This is a genomic window from Streptomyces sp. NPDC005774 (assembly GCF_042871645.1).
Classification (GTDB): Bacteria; Actinomycetota; Actinomycetes; order Streptomycetales; family Streptomycetaceae; genus Streptomyces; species Streptomyces pratens.
This window is the reverse complement of the sequence record NZ_JBIAIV010000034.1, coordinates 1-16,341: the sequence shown is the minus strand read 5'-3', so window position 1 is coordinate 16,341 and position 16,341 is coordinate 1. Positions and strand designations below refer to the sequence as shown.

Annotated in this window: 17 protein-coding genes; 8 read left to right on the top strand and 9 right to left on the bottom strand. The window is 71.9% G+C overall.

The window, feature by feature from the left end:
- Window positions 1-366 precede the first annotated feature (366 nt).
- The gene (locus ACFYQA_RS26375; RefSeq protein WP_388922564.1) at window positions 367-1,575 is read left to right on the top strand and encodes a hypothetical protein; all 1,209 of its coding nucleotides are present in this window, start codon (window positions 367-369) and stop codon (window positions 1,573-1,575) included.
- 96 nt (window positions 1,576-1,671) lie between these two features.
- Here ACFYQA_RS26375 and ACFYQA_RS26370 read toward each other — a convergent pair whose 3' ends face one another.
- Window positions 1,672-2,871, bottom strand: coding sequence for a hypothetical protein (locus tag ACFYQA_RS26370; RefSeq protein WP_388922561.1), 1,200 nt, complete (start codon window positions 2,869-2,871; stop codon window positions 1,672-1,674).
- 349 nt (window positions 2,872-3,220) lie between these two features.
- On the opposite strand from ACFYQA_RS26370, the gene ACFYQA_RS26365 reads away from it, so the two are divergent.
- The 3 genes from ACFYQA_RS26365 to tgmB all read left to right on the top strand — a co-directional run bounded on the left by ACFYQA_RS26365 (window position 3,221) and on the right by tgmB (window position 4,859).
- Window positions 3,221-3,547 (top strand): YkvA family protein, encoded by a 327-nt coding sequence (locus ACFYQA_RS26365; protein ID WP_388922558.1) that lies wholly within the window; start codon window positions 3,221-3,223, stop codon window positions 3,545-3,547.
- Between the two features lie 120 nt (window positions 3,548-3,667).
- Window positions 3,668-3,859, top strand: a complete 192-nt coding sequence (gene tgmA / locus ACFYQA_RS26360; protein ID WP_381356887.1) for a putative ATP-grasp-modified RiPP — start codon at window positions 3,668-3,670, stop codon at window positions 3,857-3,859.
- A 16-nt stretch (window positions 3,860-3,875) separates the two neighbouring features.
- Window positions 3,876-4,859, top strand: a complete 984-nt coding sequence (tgmB, locus tag ACFYQA_RS26355; RefSeq protein ID WP_388922707.1) for an ATP-grasp ribosomal peptide maturase — start codon at window positions 3,876-3,878, stop codon at window positions 4,857-4,859.
- A 60-nt stretch (window positions 4,860-4,919) separates the two neighbouring features.
- Here tgmB and ACFYQA_RS26350 read toward each other — a convergent pair whose 3' ends face one another.
- Window positions 4,920-5,138, bottom strand: coding sequence for a hypothetical protein (locus ACFYQA_RS26350; protein ID WP_332432464.1), 219 nt, complete (start codon window positions 5,136-5,138; stop codon window positions 4,920-4,922).
- A 173-nt stretch (window positions 5,139-5,311) separates the two neighbouring features.
- Window positions 5,312-5,785 carry a DUF2269 family protein gene (locus tag ACFYQA_RS26345; protein WP_388922554.1) on the bottom strand — a complete coding sequence of 158 codons (474 nt, stop codon included), beginning with the start codon at window positions 5,783-5,785 and terminating at the stop codon, window positions 5,312-5,314.
- A 199-nt stretch (window positions 5,786-5,984) separates the two neighbouring features.
- Here ACFYQA_RS26345 and ACFYQA_RS26340 point away from each other — a divergent pair, with 199 nt between their 5' ends.
- The gene (locus tag ACFYQA_RS26340) at window positions 5,985-6,968 is read left to right on the top strand and encodes a GlxA family transcriptional regulator (protein ID WP_388922551.1); all 984 of its coding nucleotides are present in this window, start codon (window positions 5,985-5,987) and stop codon (window positions 6,966-6,968) included.
- A gap of 7 nt (window positions 6,969-6,975) precedes the next feature.
- On the opposite strand, the gene ACFYQA_RS26335 is transcribed toward ACFYQA_RS26340, so the two are convergent.
- The 3 genes from ACFYQA_RS26335 to ACFYQA_RS26325 form a co-directional block, all read right to left on the bottom strand.
- On the bottom strand, window positions 6,976-7,236 hold the full coding sequence (locus ACFYQA_RS26335) for a DUF5133 domain-containing protein (RefSeq protein ID WP_388922548.1): 261 nt from the start codon (window positions 7,234-7,236) through the stop codon (window positions 6,976-6,978).
- A gap of 114 nt (window positions 7,237-7,350) precedes the next feature.
- Window positions 7,351-9,120 (bottom strand): ABC transporter ATP-binding protein, encoded by a 1,770-nt coding sequence (locus tag ACFYQA_RS26330; protein WP_388922545.1) that lies wholly within the window; start codon window positions 9,118-9,120, stop codon window positions 7,351-7,353.
- A gap of 166 nt (window positions 9,121-9,286) precedes the next feature.
- On the bottom strand, window positions 9,287-10,144 hold the full coding sequence (locus ACFYQA_RS26325; protein WP_388922542.1) for an aldo/keto reductase: 858 nt from the start codon (window positions 10,142-10,144) through the stop codon (window positions 9,287-9,289).
- A 600-nt stretch (window positions 10,145-10,744) separates the two neighbouring features.
- Here ACFYQA_RS26325 and ACFYQA_RS26320 point away from each other — a divergent pair.
- Both ACFYQA_RS26320 and ACFYQA_RS26315 read left to right on the top strand, forming a co-directional pair.
- Window positions 10,745-11,950, top strand: coding sequence for a glycoside hydrolase family 64 protein (locus ACFYQA_RS26320; RefSeq protein ID WP_388922539.1), 1,206 nt, complete (start codon window positions 10,745-10,747; stop codon window positions 11,948-11,950).
- A 263-nt stretch (window positions 11,951-12,213) separates the two neighbouring features.
- Complete coding sequence (locus ACFYQA_RS26315; protein ID WP_386394332.1) at window positions 12,214-12,420, top strand: hypothetical protein; 207 nt, start codon at window positions 12,214-12,216, stop codon at window positions 12,418-12,420.
- A 29-nt stretch (window positions 12,421-12,449) separates the two neighbouring features.
- Here the strand turns inward: ACFYQA_RS26315 and ACFYQA_RS26310 are convergent, their stop codons facing one another.
- Both ACFYQA_RS26310 and ACFYQA_RS26305 read right to left on the bottom strand, forming a co-directional pair.
- On the bottom strand, window positions 12,450-13,976 hold the full coding sequence (locus ACFYQA_RS26310) for a hypothetical protein (RefSeq protein ID WP_388922537.1): 1,527 nt from the start codon (window positions 13,974-13,976) through the stop codon (window positions 12,450-12,452).
- Between the two features lie 107 nt (window positions 13,977-14,083).
- Window positions 14,084-14,884, bottom strand: coding sequence for an HAD family hydrolase (locus ACFYQA_RS26305; protein WP_388922535.1), 801 nt, complete (start codon window positions 14,882-14,884; stop codon window positions 14,084-14,086).
- Between the two features lie 81 nt (window positions 14,885-14,965).
- On the opposite strand from ACFYQA_RS26305, the gene ACFYQA_RS26300 reads away from it, so the two are divergent.
- Entirely contained in the window at window positions 14,966-15,628 is a 663-nt protein-coding gene (locus ACFYQA_RS26300) for a nucleoside/nucleotide kinase family protein (RefSeq protein WP_388922532.1), read from the top strand.
- Window positions 15,629-15,843: 215 nt separating this feature from the next.
- Here the strand turns inward: ACFYQA_RS26300 and ACFYQA_RS26295 are convergent, their stop codons facing one another.
- On the bottom strand, window positions 15,844-16,194 hold the full coding sequence (locus ACFYQA_RS26295) for a twin-arginine translocation signal domain-containing protein (RefSeq protein WP_388922529.1): 351 nt from the start codon (window positions 16,192-16,194) through the stop codon (window positions 15,844-15,846).
- Between the last annotated feature and the right edge of the window lie 147 nt (window positions 16,195-16,341).

Genomic DNA, 16,341 nt, shown 5'->3' with positions numbered 1-16,341 from the left:
TGGTACCGTCGGCGCTTTTCGAGGTCGGGCACGACCGCCGGGAGGAGGTTCCCGGAGCGGCGGGGTGCGGGCAGGGCCTTCCCCTGCTGCGGATGGTGGGCCGGCCCTGCCCGCGGGGACCCATTGTGGTGACCGGACACCGCCGCGACCACGAGTGACGGCCCTCCGCCAGGCGTGCGCGGCACACACAGGCGCACATGACACGTACGGGGATGACACGTACGGGGATGACACGTGCCATCTGAGGGCCCACCACACGGGTAGCGGGAACGAGAAACGCCGCCCGGCGTTCAACCCGTGTCGGTCCCACCGTCCGACAGCGACGACAATGGCAGGAAGCACGTGCCCCCGTTCACCCCTGGACCCATGCCTGCCTCACGCACAACCCGCCCCATGGTCCCGCCCTCCGTCTGGCTGACCGCCGGCCGGTACTCCGGGACCTCCGCACACGACGTACTCCGGCGCACCCTGCACCGGCTGAAGGACAGCGGGGACATCGACTCCTTCCTGGAACTGCCCGAAGAGCCGCCCGGGGCAGGGCCAAAGCCGCGGCACGACGCACCGGACCTGGTGTTCCAGGCCCGGGTCCGGGTCGCCGGCCCGGTGACCGTACGCGCCCGGCTGAGTGTCGGACCCGGTACCGGCGGAGGCCGGCCCTGGGTCCTGGTCGCCGAGGCCGAACAGCCGTGGGACCCCATGTGGCCGTCCCCCACCGGCATGTTCTGGCCCGTGGACGAGCCGGACATGGAATGGAATCACGACGCGGCCACAGGTCTGCGGCTGGGAGAGATCAGTCCGCTCCCCGAGGACGACAAGGCCGTACGGCGGCTGATGCGCGACTGCGCGCGAAACGCGAACGGGAACGGGAACGGGTGGAACATCCACGTCGTCGTCCACGAGGCGATGACCACGGACGACCGCGGACGGATGCCACTCGCATGCTGGCTGCCGCCGGGCCTGCGGCACCGTGTGGTGGAGCACCGGGCCGCACCGCACCAGTTGCGGGTCGTGAACTGGGCGCTGCGCGACTGTGGCGTCGAGGTGCCGCGCGGCGGTGCGGTGGTCCTGCCCGGCAACCCGGTCCCGGACGGCCATGACGCCGGGGAGTTCTCGGTGCGTGCGGTCTTCCTGGACGGCACCCGGCCGGCCGGCCTCGTCGACGCGGTGACCCGGTTCGCGGCCCTGCCGCGTCCGCTGCCGGCCGGAGCCGAGGTGGCACTGACCGCGCTGCGGGAGGACTGGCGTCTGCTGAACCTGGAGGAGGAACTCGCCCGCGAGCGCCGGCTGGTCTCCCTGTACGCCGAGGCGCTGGAGGCCATGACCACGTCACGCGACCTGTACCGGGAGGCCGCCGAGAGCGCCCACGAGGCGCTGGCCGCGTACCGGGAGGCCGCCGGGGCCCCGGGCGTCCGGGCCCTGCCGCCCGGCACACCGGCTCCGTCCCCGATGCGGCAACTGGCCCGCACGTTCGAGCGCCTGAGGTTCGGTCCCAGGGCACGCCGTCCGTCGCCCGCCGGGGAGGAGCGCCGGGCCCTGTCCGCCGCCGACGTGCAGTCGACGTCCTCCGGTCCATAGGGCGGCCTGTCCGACGGATCGCGCCGGACAGGTGAGGGCCGGACAGGTGAGGGCCGGCCGCCCGTCGGGGCGGCACACCGCCCGGCCCTACGGTGGTCAGTCCGGCACCCGGGGTGTGCCGGGGGCCGGCCACACCGCCCCGTGCCTGCCGGGGAACGGGGACATCACCCGGACGACCAGGGCCGTCAGCGCCAGGAGCGCGGCGACGACGGCCGCCGCGCCGGCGAGCCACGGCGGGGCGAGTGCGAGGCCGGCGGCCCGGGACAGGGCGGCGGAGGGGAAGGTACCGCCGTAGGCGTGGGCCCCGGCCAGGGCGGCCGGCAGCACGACCGCCGCCCCCAGTACGAGCACGCCGGGGCGTACGACCAGGAACAGGGCCAGCGCCGTGCAGAGCACCGGCAGACCGACCGCGAGGACGTGCGGGACAAGGGAAAAACCGTCGTCCCGGAGCGGGAAGTGGACCACCGCGCACACGGCGAGGGCCACCGCGGCGGACCAGCTCGACCAGATCATGGACCGGGCGGGCTGTGTGTGCACCCGGCGGGGGTGCCGGATCCGCCGCCTCGAGTGCAGGGCCGCCGCGCCCCGGGGGCCGCGGTGCAGGAGCGGCAAACCCGCCTCCGGTCTCCCACGGCGCTCGTCGTCCCGCACGCCCCCGCGTTCCTCCCCGCGCCGGTCCCCATCCCCGCCGGCGTCCCCGGCCCCTTCCCGGGTTCCGTACGCGTCACCGGTCCGGTCCCCGCGCTCGTCCTCGTACCGGGAGGATTCGGGCGCGGGACGGTCGAGGCGATCCGGTGGGGGCTGCGCGGCCAGACGGTCTATCAGCTCGATCAGTTCCTCGACGGAACGGCCGGATGCGGCGGCCCGCAGTGCCTCCTCACGGCAATGGGGTGCCAGCTGCTCGCTGTGCAGCAGCGCCACCAGCCGGGTCACGTCCTCCACCGGACGGTGCGCCGCCGCGGCCCGGATCGCCTCGTCCGCGCTGTCGGCGGCGCGGGGCGGCCGGGTCAGCAGGGCGACCAGACGGGCCACGTCCTCCACGGGGCGGCTCACCCCGATGGCGCGCAGGGCGTCGACCACGGCCCGAGTGTGTTCAGGTGAACGGGCCAGTGACGTGATGAGGTCGGCGACCTCGTCCGGGGGGCGGTCCGACACCGCCGCGTACATCAGGTTGCCCGCAGGATCGCCGTACTGCTGCCGATCCCGCCCCTCGTCGTGGCGTAGGGGTTGTGCCGGGTCCACGTCCGGACGCGGCCCGCAGGTGTCGTAGACCGTCCCGGCGGCCGCAGGTGGCACCGGTGGCGGCTCCGGCGGGGGGACCACGTCCGTTCCACCGGGTATCCCGGAGGCAGTCGGGACGGTCGAGTCGCTCGAGGGACTCGAGGTGTCCGACGGGGGTGTCGATGAGCAGGTGGTCATGCTCGGCTCCATGAATGAAGACTCAGGCCGCTCCCCGCCCCCGGACGTACGACAAGCGACGTTACGTGGACCATTACTAAGCGCCCCGGCCCGGCACTGCCACTCGGCTGGGCCACTGGTATGACCTGTGCCACTCCGCCGACCTCCCCGGGTGCCATACCGGAGCCGTTCCCGGGCATCCAGACAGGGAGACCGGTGTCTCGCCGCCTCTGGAGGAGGACAGCCCGTGGACACAACCACCGTGGTACTCGTCGTGGCCGCCGTCGCCGCGGCCGCCGTGCTGGCCTGCGCCGTGGCCGTCATGGTGCGACTGGTCCGCACCCGGCGCGAGCTGCGGCGCGCCGGCCTGCCCACGGGCCCGCGCTGGGTGTTCTGGGGTGCGGTCCTCTACCTCGTCCTGCCGACCGACCTGCTGCCCGACCCTGTGTATCTGGACGACATCGGCGTGCTGCTGCTCGCGCTGCGCTCCATGCGCGGATCCCTCGGCGCGGGTTCACCCGGAGCGACCTCCCGGCGCCCGGACAGTGAACCCACCCATGACTACGCTCCGTGAGGAAACCAACCACCCGTTCGATTCGTATAAGTCTCTGGAAGCCAAAACAAGTCGGCGGACCAAGCAGCGGTGCACAGCGGGCCGCCGCCTGGTCGGCGCAGCACCGACGAGGGAGAGACGATGCAACCGTTCGCGCTCAACTACGCACGTCCGGCACGGGAGTTGGTAGTAACCACTCCGTATGTGTACGACTCCGGACTGCAGTTGAACGTCCTCGCCGACGGACGAGTGGCGGCCTGCGATCACGCACTGTTGCGAGAGGTGGGCACCACGACGTCCACGGCGGGCTCCAAGACCCATTTCGACGACTGACTGCGTGTCGCAGACGATGACCGTACTGATCCTCACCTGCGAGGAGGATGTGACCGCCGACATGGTGGTCGTGCATCTGCACGACTCCGGAGTTCCGGTGGTACGCCTCGACCCCGCCGATCTGACCGCCGGCGTCTCGCTCTCGGGTGAATACGTGCACGGCCGCTTTCGCGGCCATCTCTCCGCCGGGGGGCGGCTGGTGAGCATCAGCGGGCTGCGGTCCGTGTGGGTGCGCAGGCCGGGAACCCCGGCCGGGCGGGCGGTCCGGCCGTCGCCCTGGCTGAGCGAGGAGGCCGCTCAAGCTCTCTACGGGATGCTGCGCGGCTCGGACGCCCGCTGGATGAACCATCCGGACGCGGCCCGGCAGGCACGCCACAAGCCGTGGCAGCTCCGGCTGGCGCAGCGCTGCGGCCTGCCCGTGCCGGCCACGGTGATCACGTCCTTCCCGCGCGCCGCCCGGGAGTTCGCGGAGCGGTTTCCGGACCTGGTGGTCAAACCTGTTTCCGGCTCGCATCCGCAGGATCCGCCGCGGGCCGTGCCGACCAGCAGGGTGGCGCCGGACACCGACTTCGCCGCCGTGGCGTTCGGGCCGACACTGCTCCAGCGGCGGATCGCGAAGCGCGCCGACATCCGGCTCACCGCCGTGGGCGAGCGGCTGCTGGCCGCCCGCAAGGCCGCGGACCCCGGCGCCGAGCCGACGGAGGTGGATGTGCGTTTCGCGCCGCCCGGGGCGCCCTGGGAGCCGGTCGATGTACTGCCGCGTATCGCCGACTCCGTGCTCGCCTATCTGCGCGAGGCCGAACTGGCTTACGGGGCCTTCGACTTCGTCGAGGACGCCGATGGGACGTGGTGGTTCCTGGAGTGCAACCAGTCGGGGCAGTTCGGGTTCGTCGAGGTGGAGACGGGCCAGCCGATCGCGCGTACCGTCGCCGAGTGGCTGGCGCGGCCCGTTCCCGAGGAGACGGTGGAGGGCGACAGGGCACCCACCACGGCCTGCTGAGGGACCCGTCACCACAGGGGGCGGGGTGGTACGCGCCCGCCCTCCGGGGCGGTACCCGGATCAGTGCGGCCTGGGGCCGGGCAGAAGGGCGGTGCGCTGCCAGCCGTTGCCCGGGGACTGCCGACGGTCGAGGCCTCCCTGGGAGTGCCCGGGGGACTGCAGGGGGCCCATGACCAGCTCCAGTTCCCTGTTCACTCGTTCGGCCTCGCTGCGGACCTGTGCGGGCACATCACCGCGCTCTGTGATGAGTCGGTCGTAGATGGGGGATTCCTTGAACACCCTGCAACGTGCCTCTCTGCTTCGTCGGCCCCGGGACGGGGACGCGACTGACGAGTGTAGGCGCCCGGACATCCTTCAGGGGGAATTCACCCATACGACTTGACGCAGACCGGTACACGAGGGATAGTCCCCGCGCCTCCGAGGCAGGAAGCGCGGGGCGGTGCCGTATCCGGTCAGGCGCCCGTGGTCGAACCGGGGCGGACGATCATGAGAACCGTGACCGTCGCCCACAGCAGGTTGAACACACCGGTGAACATGGCCAGTCGCGCTGTCGCCCGCCGGTCGACGGACCGGTGCTGGGCCACCTGCTCGACGAGTTCGTCCTGACGGGGCAGCACGAAGGCGATCAGGACGGCCGCGGCCGCCGCCGTGAGCGCGATGGAGGTGACGAGCCAGCCGTCGCCCAGAACCCCCATGGCGAGCGCGGTGGCCAGCCCGAGCACGGGTACCGCGATGCCGATGCGGGAGTAGACCCTGCAGATGCGGTGCAGCACCTCGACGGTGGTCACCGCCGCCGCGACGGGCCCCTCACCCCCGGCGGGCGCGGCGCGGCGCGCGGCCGGCGGGAACATGCTCGCCGCGACGGTCACGGGACCGACGGCGAGGATGGCGGCAAGGACGTGCAGGGACAGCAGGAACTTGGTCACCGGGGCTCTTTCCTTGGCGTGATCAGCGGTGAAGAGCTCACGCTAAGGGCCTTTTGGACCTTCACCCATGGGCTGGATCGACAGCTTCCGACGGATTCCCGCCAACCATGTCCACCTGCCTTTCCTCCGACCTCCCGCACCACCGTCCATCCCTGCCCCGGCTCTTACGAGTGGCGGGAATCCGCCTATCGTGGCGTTCATGCACTCCGTGGTGATTCTTCTGCTCGACCGGGTCATTCCGTTCGACATGGCGGCACCCATGCAGACCTTCGACTGGACCCGGCTGCCCGACGGCCGGCCCGCCTACCGGGTGCGGCCGTGCGCCGAGACACCCGAGGTGGCGGCGGACGGCGGGCTGTCCCTGCGCGTCGACCGCGGACTGGAGGCGCTGGCGGACGCCGACACGATCATCGTCCCGGGCCGCGCCGACGGCGCCGCGCCGCTCTCCCCCGCCGTCGTCGCGGCGCTGCGCCGGGCGGCCGGGGCGGGCACCCGGATCGCCTCGGTGTGCGTGGGCGCGTTCGTGCTGGCGGAGGCGGGGCTGCTGGACGGGCTGCGCGCCACCACGCACTGGGTGGCCGCGGACCGGCTGGCCCGCGACTTTCCACGCGTCGAGGTGCAGCCGGACGTGCTCTACGTCGACAACGGGCAGATCCTCACCTCGGCCGGTGCCGCCGCCGCGCTGGACATGTGCCTGCACCTGGTCCGCCGGGACCTCGGTTCGGCGGTGGCCGCGAACACGGCCCGGATGTCCGTCATGCCGTTGGAACGCGAAGGCGGGCAGGCCCAGTTCATCGTGCACGAGCACCCGCCCGTGCCCCGCGGGTCGGCCTTCGAGGCGCTGTTCGAGTGGATCGAGGACAACCTGGCGCACGAGGTCACCCTCGGGGCGATGGCCGCGCGTGCCGGGATGAGCGAGCGCACCTTCGGCCGTCGTTTCCGCGAGCAGACGGGCACCACGCCGGTGCAGTGGCTGCTGCGGGCGCGGGTACGGCGCGCCCAGTACCTGCTGGAGAACAGCGACTACACGGTCGAGCGGGTCGCCCAGCAGTCCGGGTTCGGCTCCCCCACGGCGTTCCGCGAGCGGTTCCGCATGGTGGTGGGCACCACGCCGTACGCGTACCGGTCGGCGTTCCACGGCCGACGGCCCGTCGGGCGGCCCGCCACGGGCACCGGCTCGTAGTCGCCGGTCACACGGTCAGGCAGCGGCCGTTCTCGCCGTCCGGGTCCGTGGTCCGGCCGTCGGCCGCGGTCTGCTCCTGGGCGAGCAGCGCGTCCGCGCGGATGACGGCCTCACGGATGCCGGCCGTTCCGGTCATCACGCAGAGCGTGTACGTGATGTCCTCCAGCTCACGCGCCGCGACGGGCGAGTGCCGCTCCGCCTGCGCGATCCGCAGCGTCGCGTAACGCGTCAGCAGCCGTCTGACGGTCTTCGGATCCGGTACCAGCACGAAGGCGCCTCTCTCTCGGTGTGTCGCTGCGCCTACCCGTATTACGCGGAACCATTCCTCCCATGTGGCCACCTGGCCGGAATGACCGGCAACCGGGTGCTTCGGGGTAGCTCGTCAGGCCGCCTGCCCGCTGTGCAGCGCGGTGTACGCCCCTCCCCTGCGCAGCAGTTCCTCGTGGGTGCCGATCTCCTGGATCCGGCCGTCCGCCATGACCACGATCCGGTCGGCCCCGCGCACGGTGGACAACCGGTGTGCCACGACGAAGGTGGTCCGCCCGCGCAGCAGCCGGGCGAGCGCCTCCTGGACCAGCGCCTCGGAGCGGGTGTCCAGCGCCGAGGTCGCCTCGTCGAGGACGAGCACCTTGGGGTCCCTGATCAGGGCGCGGGCGATGGCGAGGCGCTGGCGCTGGCCGCCGGACAGGCGGGCACCTCGCTCCCCGACGAGGGTGTCGAGGCCCTGGGGCAGCCGGTCGACGAACTCCAGCGCGTTGGCGTCGCGCAGCGCGGACCGCACCGACTCCTCGTCGGCGTCGTCCATGCCGTAGGCGACGTTCTCCCTGATCGTGCCGTCGAAGAGGATCGACTCCTGGGGCACGACCGACAGGAAGCGCCGGTAGGTGCGCAGGTCGAGGCCGTTCATGTCGGCGCCGTCGAGGAGCAGGCGGCCCGAGGTCGGACGGATGAAGCCTATGACGAGGTTGAGCACGGTGGACTTGCCCGCGCCCGAGGCGCCCACGAAGGCCACGGTCTCGCCCGGGGCGACGTCGAGGGTGAAGTCGCGTACGGCAGGCCGCTCGTCCCGCTCGTAGGCGTGGCCCACGCCCTCGAACGTGACCGCGCCGCGCAGGGCGGTGACCCCCGCCTTGCCCTCGTTGACCTCCAGTTCGGGCGCCTGGAGAACCTCGCCGACCGAGCGCACGGACTCGAGGCCCTTGGTGATGACCGGGGCCAGGCCCGCCAGTGTCGTCGTGGAGTTGGTGAGCGTGGTCAGGAAGGCGCTCAGCATCACGATGTCGCCGGCGGTGACGCCCCAGACGTCGTAGTACGAGACCAGCGCCGCGCCGGCCAGCACGAGGACGCCCACCACATTGAGCACCACCCAGGCCAGCGAGCCGAACCGGCCGTTGACCAGGTCCAGGCGCATCCCGGAGGTGAGCAGCCGGTTCAGGGTGCCGTCCATCCGGCGCAGGGCCTTGCCCTCCAGCCCGTGGGCGCGGGTGACCGGGATGAGCCGGGTCATCTCCGTCACCCGGGACGACAGGGTCTCCACCTCGTGCCGGAAGTGCTCGTTGTGGGTCCGCAGCCGGGACCGCAGCCGGGCCACGAGCAGGGCGGCGGTGGGCACGACGACCAGGAAGACGGGCAGGAACTCGGGCGTGCGGAGGGCGATGATGACCAGCCCGCCGATGAGTACGGTGGTCGCGCCGAGCCCCATCTCCGCGGTCTGCTGCACCATCTGTTCGACGGTCTCCACGTCCCGCACGACCTTGGCCTGGAGCACACCGGCGCTCACGCGGGAGTGGTAACCGATGGAGAGCTGCTGCATCCGCGTGCACAGCGCGGAGCGCAGGGCGGTGCCCATGCGGCGGACGCTGCCGTACAGCAGGCGCACGTAGAGCAGGTGCAGCGGGTAGTTGACCAGCAGGATGAACATGATGACGCCGGTACTGGTCCAGAGCTGCGAGATCGGCCGGTGCTGCACCACGGTGTCGATGATGGATGCGGTGATCAGCGGCAGCAGCCAGACGGGACTGTGCTTGACCGTGAAGACGCCGACCGCGGCGGCGCGCCGGCCGCGGTCGGCGCGGAGGAGATAGGCGAGGGTGCGGACCGGGTGCTCGCCCCGGTAGCGGTGGTCGAGTGGTCTTGCCGGCGACGATGTCATCGGCGATGGTCCTCCCCTGAAGACAGGTACGGCAGGTGCAGTCCGGTTACGGCGGTGCGGCGAACGCGCTCTCCGCCCCCGCCAGGGAAAACGCTTTCCCCCTACCGGGGCGGAGCACACCAGGCCCCTGCACGTGACCGCACCGGCGTCCACGGCCTGAGATCTCTCAGACGGCGTCCAGTTCCTCGATCTCCTCGGCGCTCAGCACCAGGTCCGCAGCGCGGACCGAGTCGCGGACGGACTCCGGCCGGCTCGCCCCCGGGATCGGCACGACCACCGGCGACTTGGCGAGCATCCACGCCAGGCACACCCGGTACGGGCTCACCCCGTGCGTCTGCGCGACGCGCGCGAACGGGGCGTACGTCGAGCCCAGGTCACCGGCGCGGGTGATACCGCCGAAAGGGCTCCAGGGCAGGAACGCGACGCCGAGTTCGGCGCACAGCTCCAGCTCGGGCTCGCTGGAGCGGAAGGCCGGCGAGAACTGGTTCTGCACGGAGACGAGCCGGCCGCCGAGGATGTCCCGGGCCTGCCGGATCCGCTCCGGATCGGCGTTGGAGATCCCGGCCATGCGGATCTTGCCCTCGTCCAGCAGGTCGCGGACGGCGCCGATGGACTCGGCGTACGGAATCCGGGGGTCGGGCCGGTGGAACTGGTAGAGCCCGATGGCCTCCACGCCGAGCCGGCGCAGGGACGCCTCGCAGGCCTCCCTGAGATGCCGAGGGCTGCCGTCCAGCGTCCAACTGCCGTCGCCGGGACGCAGATGGCCGCCCTTCGTGGCGACCAGGACGTCGCCGCCCCGGTCGTGGGAGGCGAGAGCCTTGGCGATCAGGGTCTCGTTGTGGCCTACCTCACCGGCGTCCCGGTGGTAGGCGTCCGCGGTGTCGATCAGGGTGACGCCGGCGTCCAGCGCGGCGTGAACGGTCGCCAGGGAGCGCGCCTCGTCCGGCCGCCCCTCGATCGACATGGGCATGGCGCCCAGTCCGATCGCGCTGACCTCGACATCACCGATACGGCGGGTGTGCATGTATGCGTGACCTCTTCCGGATGTCGTCCCACTACGTCTGACAAGCGGTTCCAGCCTGGTCCCCGTACCGCGGGAAATCCAATAGAAGAACGCGAACGCATTCAGCAGGTACGGCTCTGAATCGGACGCGAGCCGGTCACCGGAGGCCGGAGTCCCCGGTGCGGGCGGCCGGCGGTGCCCCGCGCCGCGCTGCGCGCGATCGCGCCTTCCGGCCGGTTCCAGGAGGTTCACACGGCTTCGCCCCGAGGGGCACCGACACCACGGCGGGCAGGGAGCGCTCTCCACACACTCGGCCCTCTCCGCCCGGCCCGGCTTAAGCAACCCTTAAAAAGCGCTTAAGCACGTGCGGAGTTCTCGCAGGAACTTCAAGTAAGCGCTGATCACAGCGGGTTGAGGGATAAGTCGGGCCATTGGCGAGGGTGGTTCCGGTCCGTACCATCAGAGCCACGCGCCGACACCGACGTACGGCGTGAGAGCGCTCTCATCGCCATCGGAGAACGCTACGGGCCCCCAACCCCCACACCCCGTCGGCACCTTGCCGGGTACCGCTCATCAGGAACGGTTCGTCAGAACCGCTCGATCACCTCAGGAGACCCCCACATGACTCCTCGTCACCAGCGCTCCCTCGGCCGCCGGAAGGTTCTCTTCGCCCTCGGCGGGGCGGCCGTGGCCGTGCCCGCCGCCGCCGCGCTCGCCCCCCACGCCCTCGCGGAGACGTCGCCGGACACGCAGGCCGCGGCGGCAGCCGCGGCTCCCCTCCCGCTGACGATCGTCAACAACAGCGGCTCCTTCGGCAACACGAACGTGCACCTCTACATCGTGGGCAACCAGGACGGACGCCAGGTGCGGCTCACCCCGGACGGCACTCTGGCTCCGGTCTCCCTGGCGGACAACGGTGCCGACGGCTTCACCGACTACGCGATCAGCCTGGCCGGCAGTGGCGAGACCCGGCTGTCCCTGCCGTACATGTCCGGCCGCATCTACGTGGCTCTCGGCCAGAAGCTCAAGTTCAAGGCCGTCGCGGACGGCAACGGCAACGCGGCGTTGCAGTACCCGGCCGGCTGGGTCACCTCGGACCCCAACTACGGTGTGCAGCACGACTGTGCGGAGTTCACCCACAACTCCGCCGGCATGTTCTGCAACACCACGATGGTCGACATGTTCAGCGTGCCGCTGAACATCCGGCTCACCGGTTCCAAGGACCAGTCCACGGGCGTGTTCCGGAACGGCGGCCGCAGTGCCGTGTTCGACGCGCTCAGGCAGGTGGAGGCGTTCTCGCGGCTGGTCGTGGACGACACCCGGATCATCGCGCCGGGCCACGGCCTGGACGCGGGCCTGTTCGCCAAGGACTACCTCGCGCCGTACATCGACGAGGTGTGGAGCACCTACACCGGACGTGACCTCAAGATCACCACCAACGCCGGTACTTTCACCGGCCGGGTGCGCGGCGGCCGGTTCACCTTCGACGGGCCCGCCCAGGTCTCCTTCGGCAGGCCGTCCACCCGGGACGTCCTCTTCTGCGACGGTGCGCTCGCCGCCCCGAACGACGGCACGACCGGCCCGGTCGCCGCCGTGCTCGGCGCCGGCTTCAACCGTTCGACGCTGCTCAGCCACCCCGGCCAGCCGACCACCGACGCCTCGGCCTTCTACCGGACCGAGCTCACCAACCACTACTCCAAGGCCGTGCACACGGCCACGGAGGACGGCAAGGCGTACGGCTTCGCCTTCGACGACGTCGCCGACTTCGCCTCGTACATCCAGGACACCTCCCCCACGGGCGTGCGCCTGACGCTGTCGCCCTTCTGAGGTCTGTCCAAAAACCCTGGAGGGACGCAGCCGAGGACACCGGGACCGCGGAACGTGACGCCGGCGCGCCCGCGAGCGTCACCCTGCCGTCGCGGACAGGTTTTCCGCGGGCCGGAGAAGGTACTCCTGCACATGAGGAGCGGCCCCTTCCAGGCGGCGCCCCCGTGTTCCGGATGCACTTCGGGCTCCCGCGTTGAATGGTGATACCGGACCCGATGACCGCACCGGGGCCGCTACAGCCCTCCGGACCCGAGGAGTCAGAGATGCCGACGTCCCAGCCCGAGGAGTCCCGGCCGCCCGAGGAACGCACCACCCCGGACGGCCTGCTCCACGCCCGTACCGGCACCGATGTGTCGCCGGAGGATCTCGTCCTTGCCTCCGGCAAGGATCTCACCCCGCAGAATCTCGAATGGGCCAGGCGCAAGCTGGCGGAGGAAGGGCCCGCCGCACTCGACAAGCTCCTCCCCTGACCCCTGACCCCGGACCCCGGCTCCTGCCCTCACTGCGGCCCGTCCGTGGCCGTGCCCCTCGGGGCGTCCTGTCCCGGCGTCGGCGCGATCCTGACCTGGAGGTCGCCGATCGTGTGCGTGGGCCAGGCGCGGGCGTAGCCGGGCGGGGTCCCGCCGTGGCCGGTGAGCGCGGCGACGGGGACACGGTCCGCGGTGCTCAGTATCTCCGCCACCGTGGTGTTCTCGTTGTTGCCGCCCGTCCCGCCGGAGGAGCAGCCGGTGTAGTAGGCCACGGGGATGGCTTCGTGGCCGGTGATCAGGCAGGGCGGGCGGACACCCAGCCGGTGCAGTTCGCCGGCGGTGCGGGCCCAGTCCCGGCGGCTGTCGGTGTTGCGCTCCACGGTGTGCATCAGGACGGCCAGCTGCACGGCCAGATGACCGGCCAGCGCGAGCGCGACCAGTGACGTCACGACCGGCCGCCACGTCCTGGCCGGTGTCCTGACCAGGTGCCACAGCGCGTCGGCGACGGGGATCGCGAGCAGGGCGTAGGCGGGCTGGAGGAAGCGGGGCGCCGCGTACCCGATCATGAAGAGGTACGGGAGGGCGGCCGTGGCCGCGCAGGCCAGCGGCAGCACGGTGCGCAGGACGCGCCGGGCCCGTACGGCGACGACCAGCGCGAGGACGGCCAGGAGCGGCAGGGCGAACCACCAGAGGGTGATCACCGGATGGGGCATCGTTCCCGTGCACGGGCGGCACAGACCTCGCCCGCCCAGGCTGCGCAGTTGGTCGTCGACGGCGATCTGCAGGCCGAGCCCGCCCTGGATGCGGGAGGCCTCGGCCAGCCGCTCCCCCAGGCCGCCGTACCAGGCGTAGGCCTCGGCCACCCACTCGGCCGCGCCCACCGCGAGGCCCGCCGCGAGTGCGGTCACAAGGCGGACGTGTCGGCCGGCCAGGGCGAGGAGCAGCAGGGGGATCGTCACCCATACGGCGTCGGTGGGCCTCATCAGCGCCATCAGCGCGGCCCCCGCCGCGACGCCCCACAGCGCCCCGCGCGCCGAGCGGTCCGCGTGGTACCGCAGGAAGCAGCCGACGGCGATCAGGGCGCCGATCGCGACCCACTGGTTGGGCATGGCCTGGGGGCCGTAGAAGAGGGTCACCCACAAGGACGCGAAGAAGGCGCCGGCGGTGACCAGGACCCGGGTGGGGAACAGGCCTCGCCAGGCGCGCAGCGCCAGGTACAGGCCCAGGCCGGACAGGAGGGCGAGGTAGACGCGCAGCAGTGCGGTGGACTCCGACCAGGAGGCGACGGGCGCCACCAGGAGGGTGACGCCCCGGGCGCGCGGGGCGCTGAAGAAGGCGGCCGGGTGGTGGGAGGTGACCTGACTGACGTAGACGATCTCGTCCCAGCCGAGTCCCAGCACCGGACGGACGAGGACGAGTTGGGCGACGGTGAAGACGGCGGCCAGGACCGCGAGCGGTGCGGCGCCGCCCGCGGAACGTGGTGCGCCCGGCGAGGACATGCGCGCGCGTACGCGTCGCCGTCCTCCGGCGAGAAGGACACCCTTGCCGTCGGCCATCGTCCGTCCCTCGTCCCGTGTGCCGCCGTTCCTGCCGGTCGCTTGCGCACAAACAGAAACAAATTAACCCGTGGGGCGCGCAGGGGCAGGCGGAACGAGGACTGCGGTCACCGCTCTCCCGGCTCTCCCGGCTCGCCCGGCTCGCCCGGCTCTCCGGGCTCTCCGGGCTCTCCGGGCTCTCCGGTGAGCTCGGCGAGGTCCGTCACGACCCGGTCGGCGCCATGGGCGTAGAGCGCGGCCGACCGGCCGACGCGGTCCACGCCGACGACGTATCCGAAGCGGCCGGCGCGGCCCGCGTCCATGCCGGCCAGCGCGTCCTCGAACACGGCGGCCCGACCTGGCGGGACGCCGAGATCCCGGGCGGCGGCGAGGAAGGTGTCGGGGCGCGGCTTGCCGGGGAGGCCGCGTTCGGCGGCGACCACACCGTCCACGCGGGCGTCGAAGAGATGCTCGGCGCCGAGGGCGCGCAGCACGTCCTGGCAGTTGGCGCTGGCGGAGACGACGGCAGTGCGCAGACCGTCGGCGCGGGCCGCCGCGATGTAGCGCAGCGTGCCGCCGTAGGCCTCCACTCCGCCGCGGCGGACCCTTTCCAGGAACAGCTCGTTCTTACGCCGTGCGAGTCCGTGCACGGTCGTGGCGCCGGGCAGATCGTCCGGCGTGCCCTGGGGGAGGTCGATGCCGCGGGAGGCGAGGAAGGTGTGTACGCCGTCGGCCCGCGGGCGGCCGTCCACGTACTGGGCGTAGTCGGCGTCGGTGAACGGCCGGAAGTCCGCGCCGTCCCGCTCGCGCAGGAAGGCGTCGAACGCCTGCCTCCAGGCGGCAGCGTGGACCGCGGCGGTCCTGGAGATGACACCGTCGAGGTCGAAGAGGCAGGCCAGGATGTTCTCGGGCAGACCCAGATCCGTCATACCGGACATGGTCCCGCGTCGCGGCGTACAGCACGCGGCGAGAGGCGGACGGCGGCGGGCGGGAGTGACACACTCTCCCGTGTGGCGCCGACCTTCGACGATCTTCTCCACCGTGCCCGAGCCCTCGGCCGGGACGGCCGACGCGCGGTGCTCGGCATCGCGGGCAGCCCCGGGGCCGGGAAGTCCACGCTCGCCGGGAAGTTGGTGCGGGCACTGAACGGCGCCGGTGAGCCGTGGGTCGCGCACGTCCCGATGGACGGCTTTCACCTCGCCGACGCCGAACTGGACCGGCTCGGCCGCCGGGACCGCAAGGGCGCCCCGGACACCTTCGACGCGGCCGGGTACGCGGCCCTGTTGCGGCGGCTGCGCGAGGAGACGGACGGGGACGTCGTGTACGCGCCCGGTTTTGAACGGGAGCTGGAGCAGCCCGTCGCCGGGGCCGTGCCGGTGGAGCCGACGGCCCGGCTGGTGGTGACGGAGGGGAACTATCTGCTGCTGGACACCGGTGCGTGGGCGCGGGTGCGGCCGCAGCTCGACGAGGTGTGGTTCTGCGAGCTGGACGAGGCGGAGCGGGTGCGGCGGCTGGTGGCCCGGCACGTGGAGTTCGGCAAGCGTCAGGACGAGGCGGTGGCCTGGGTCGCGCGCTCGGACGGGCCCAACGCCGAACTGGTCGCGTGGACCCGGCACCGCGCGGACCTCGTGGTCCCGGCGTCGGCGGTGCCGCGTGTGGACACCGAGGCATGAGTGTGTTGCTGCCCGGCGAGGCCGGTGACGCGGCCGGCTGAGGGCCGCGGTGATACTCGGCCGCGGCAGCGGCGCGGTCCCCGCCCGACCCCTGGCGGGCAGGCGAGGACCGCGTAACGGCAGCCGTCACTTTGGCGGCTGCCGTTCGGAAGACGACGACTTTGCCTGTGTTCTGCGGATGGACCGAGTCGTTGTGGAAGAACTCGCCGCGCTCGTCAAAGGTATGGGAGTACGTCTGCCCCGGCCTCAGCACTCCGATGTCGAACTTGCTTTCGAAGAACGAGACCGCCGCATGGTCGAAGCTGTTGGTCGCGGGGTTGACAAAGGTGACCGTCGTGCCCACGGACACCCGCAGGTGCTGGGGTGACATGGCGTTCTCGGCGATCGTGTCCTCCAGATCCCCGGGCCGGTTGGTCTCGGGGAACCGGCAGCGCCAGTCCGTTGCCGGAGGCGCCCGCGCTCCCACCGCCTCCGGTCAGGGCGACGGCGGGAAAGGCGGACAGGACGACAGCCGTACCGACACCGCCGGCCGCGCCCTTGAGGAAACCGCGTCGTTCGATGCTCACATTCGGCTCACTCCCTGCAACGAGAGCCGCGAAGTGTGCGGGGAATGGACCACTAGGGCCTGTATTGAGTCGTGATCAATGAGTGGACCTCGCGAGGTCCTTGATCCAGATCATGGAGGCACGGAGGTGGAGTCCGGCTTGGTAGCT

Coding starts and splice junctions, on each gene's coding strand:
- ACFYQA_RS26375 (WP_388922564.1), top strand. CDS start 367: ATGCCTGCCTCACGCACAACCCGCCCCATGGTCCCGCCCTCCGTCTGG.
- tgmA (WP_381356887.1), top strand. CDS start 3,668: ATGCAACCGTTCGCGCTCAACTACGCACGTCCGGCACGGGAGTTGGTA.
- tgmB (WP_388922707.1), top strand. CDS start 3,876: ATGACCGTACTGATCCTCACCTGCGAGGAGGATGTGACCGCCGACATG.
- ACFYQA_RS26340 (WP_388922551.1), top strand. CDS start 5,985: ATGCACTCCGTGGTGATTCTTCTGCTCGACCGGGTCATTCCGTTCGAC.
- ACFYQA_RS26330 (WP_388922545.1), bottom strand. CDS start 9,120: ATGACATCGTCGCCGGCAAGACCACTCGACCACCGCTACCGGGGCGAG.
- ACFYQA_RS26325 (WP_388922542.1), bottom strand. CDS start 10,144: ATGCACACCCGCCGTATCGGTGATGTCGAGGTCAGCGCGATCGGACTG.
- ACFYQA_RS26320 (WP_388922539.1), top strand. CDS start 10,745: ATGACTCCTCGTCACCAGCGCTCCCTCGGCCGCCGGAAGGTTCTCTTC.
- ACFYQA_RS26315 (WP_386394332.1), top strand. CDS start 12,214: ATGCCGACGTCCCAGCCCGAGGAGTCCCGGCCGCCCGAGGAACGCACC.
- ACFYQA_RS26310 (WP_388922537.1), bottom strand. CDS start 13,976: ATGGCCGACGGCAAGGGTGTCCTTCTCGCCGGAGGACGGCGACGCGTA.
- ACFYQA_RS26305 (WP_388922535.1), bottom strand. CDS start 14,884: ATGACGGATCTGGGTCTGCCCGAGAACATCCTGGCCTGCCTCTTCGAC.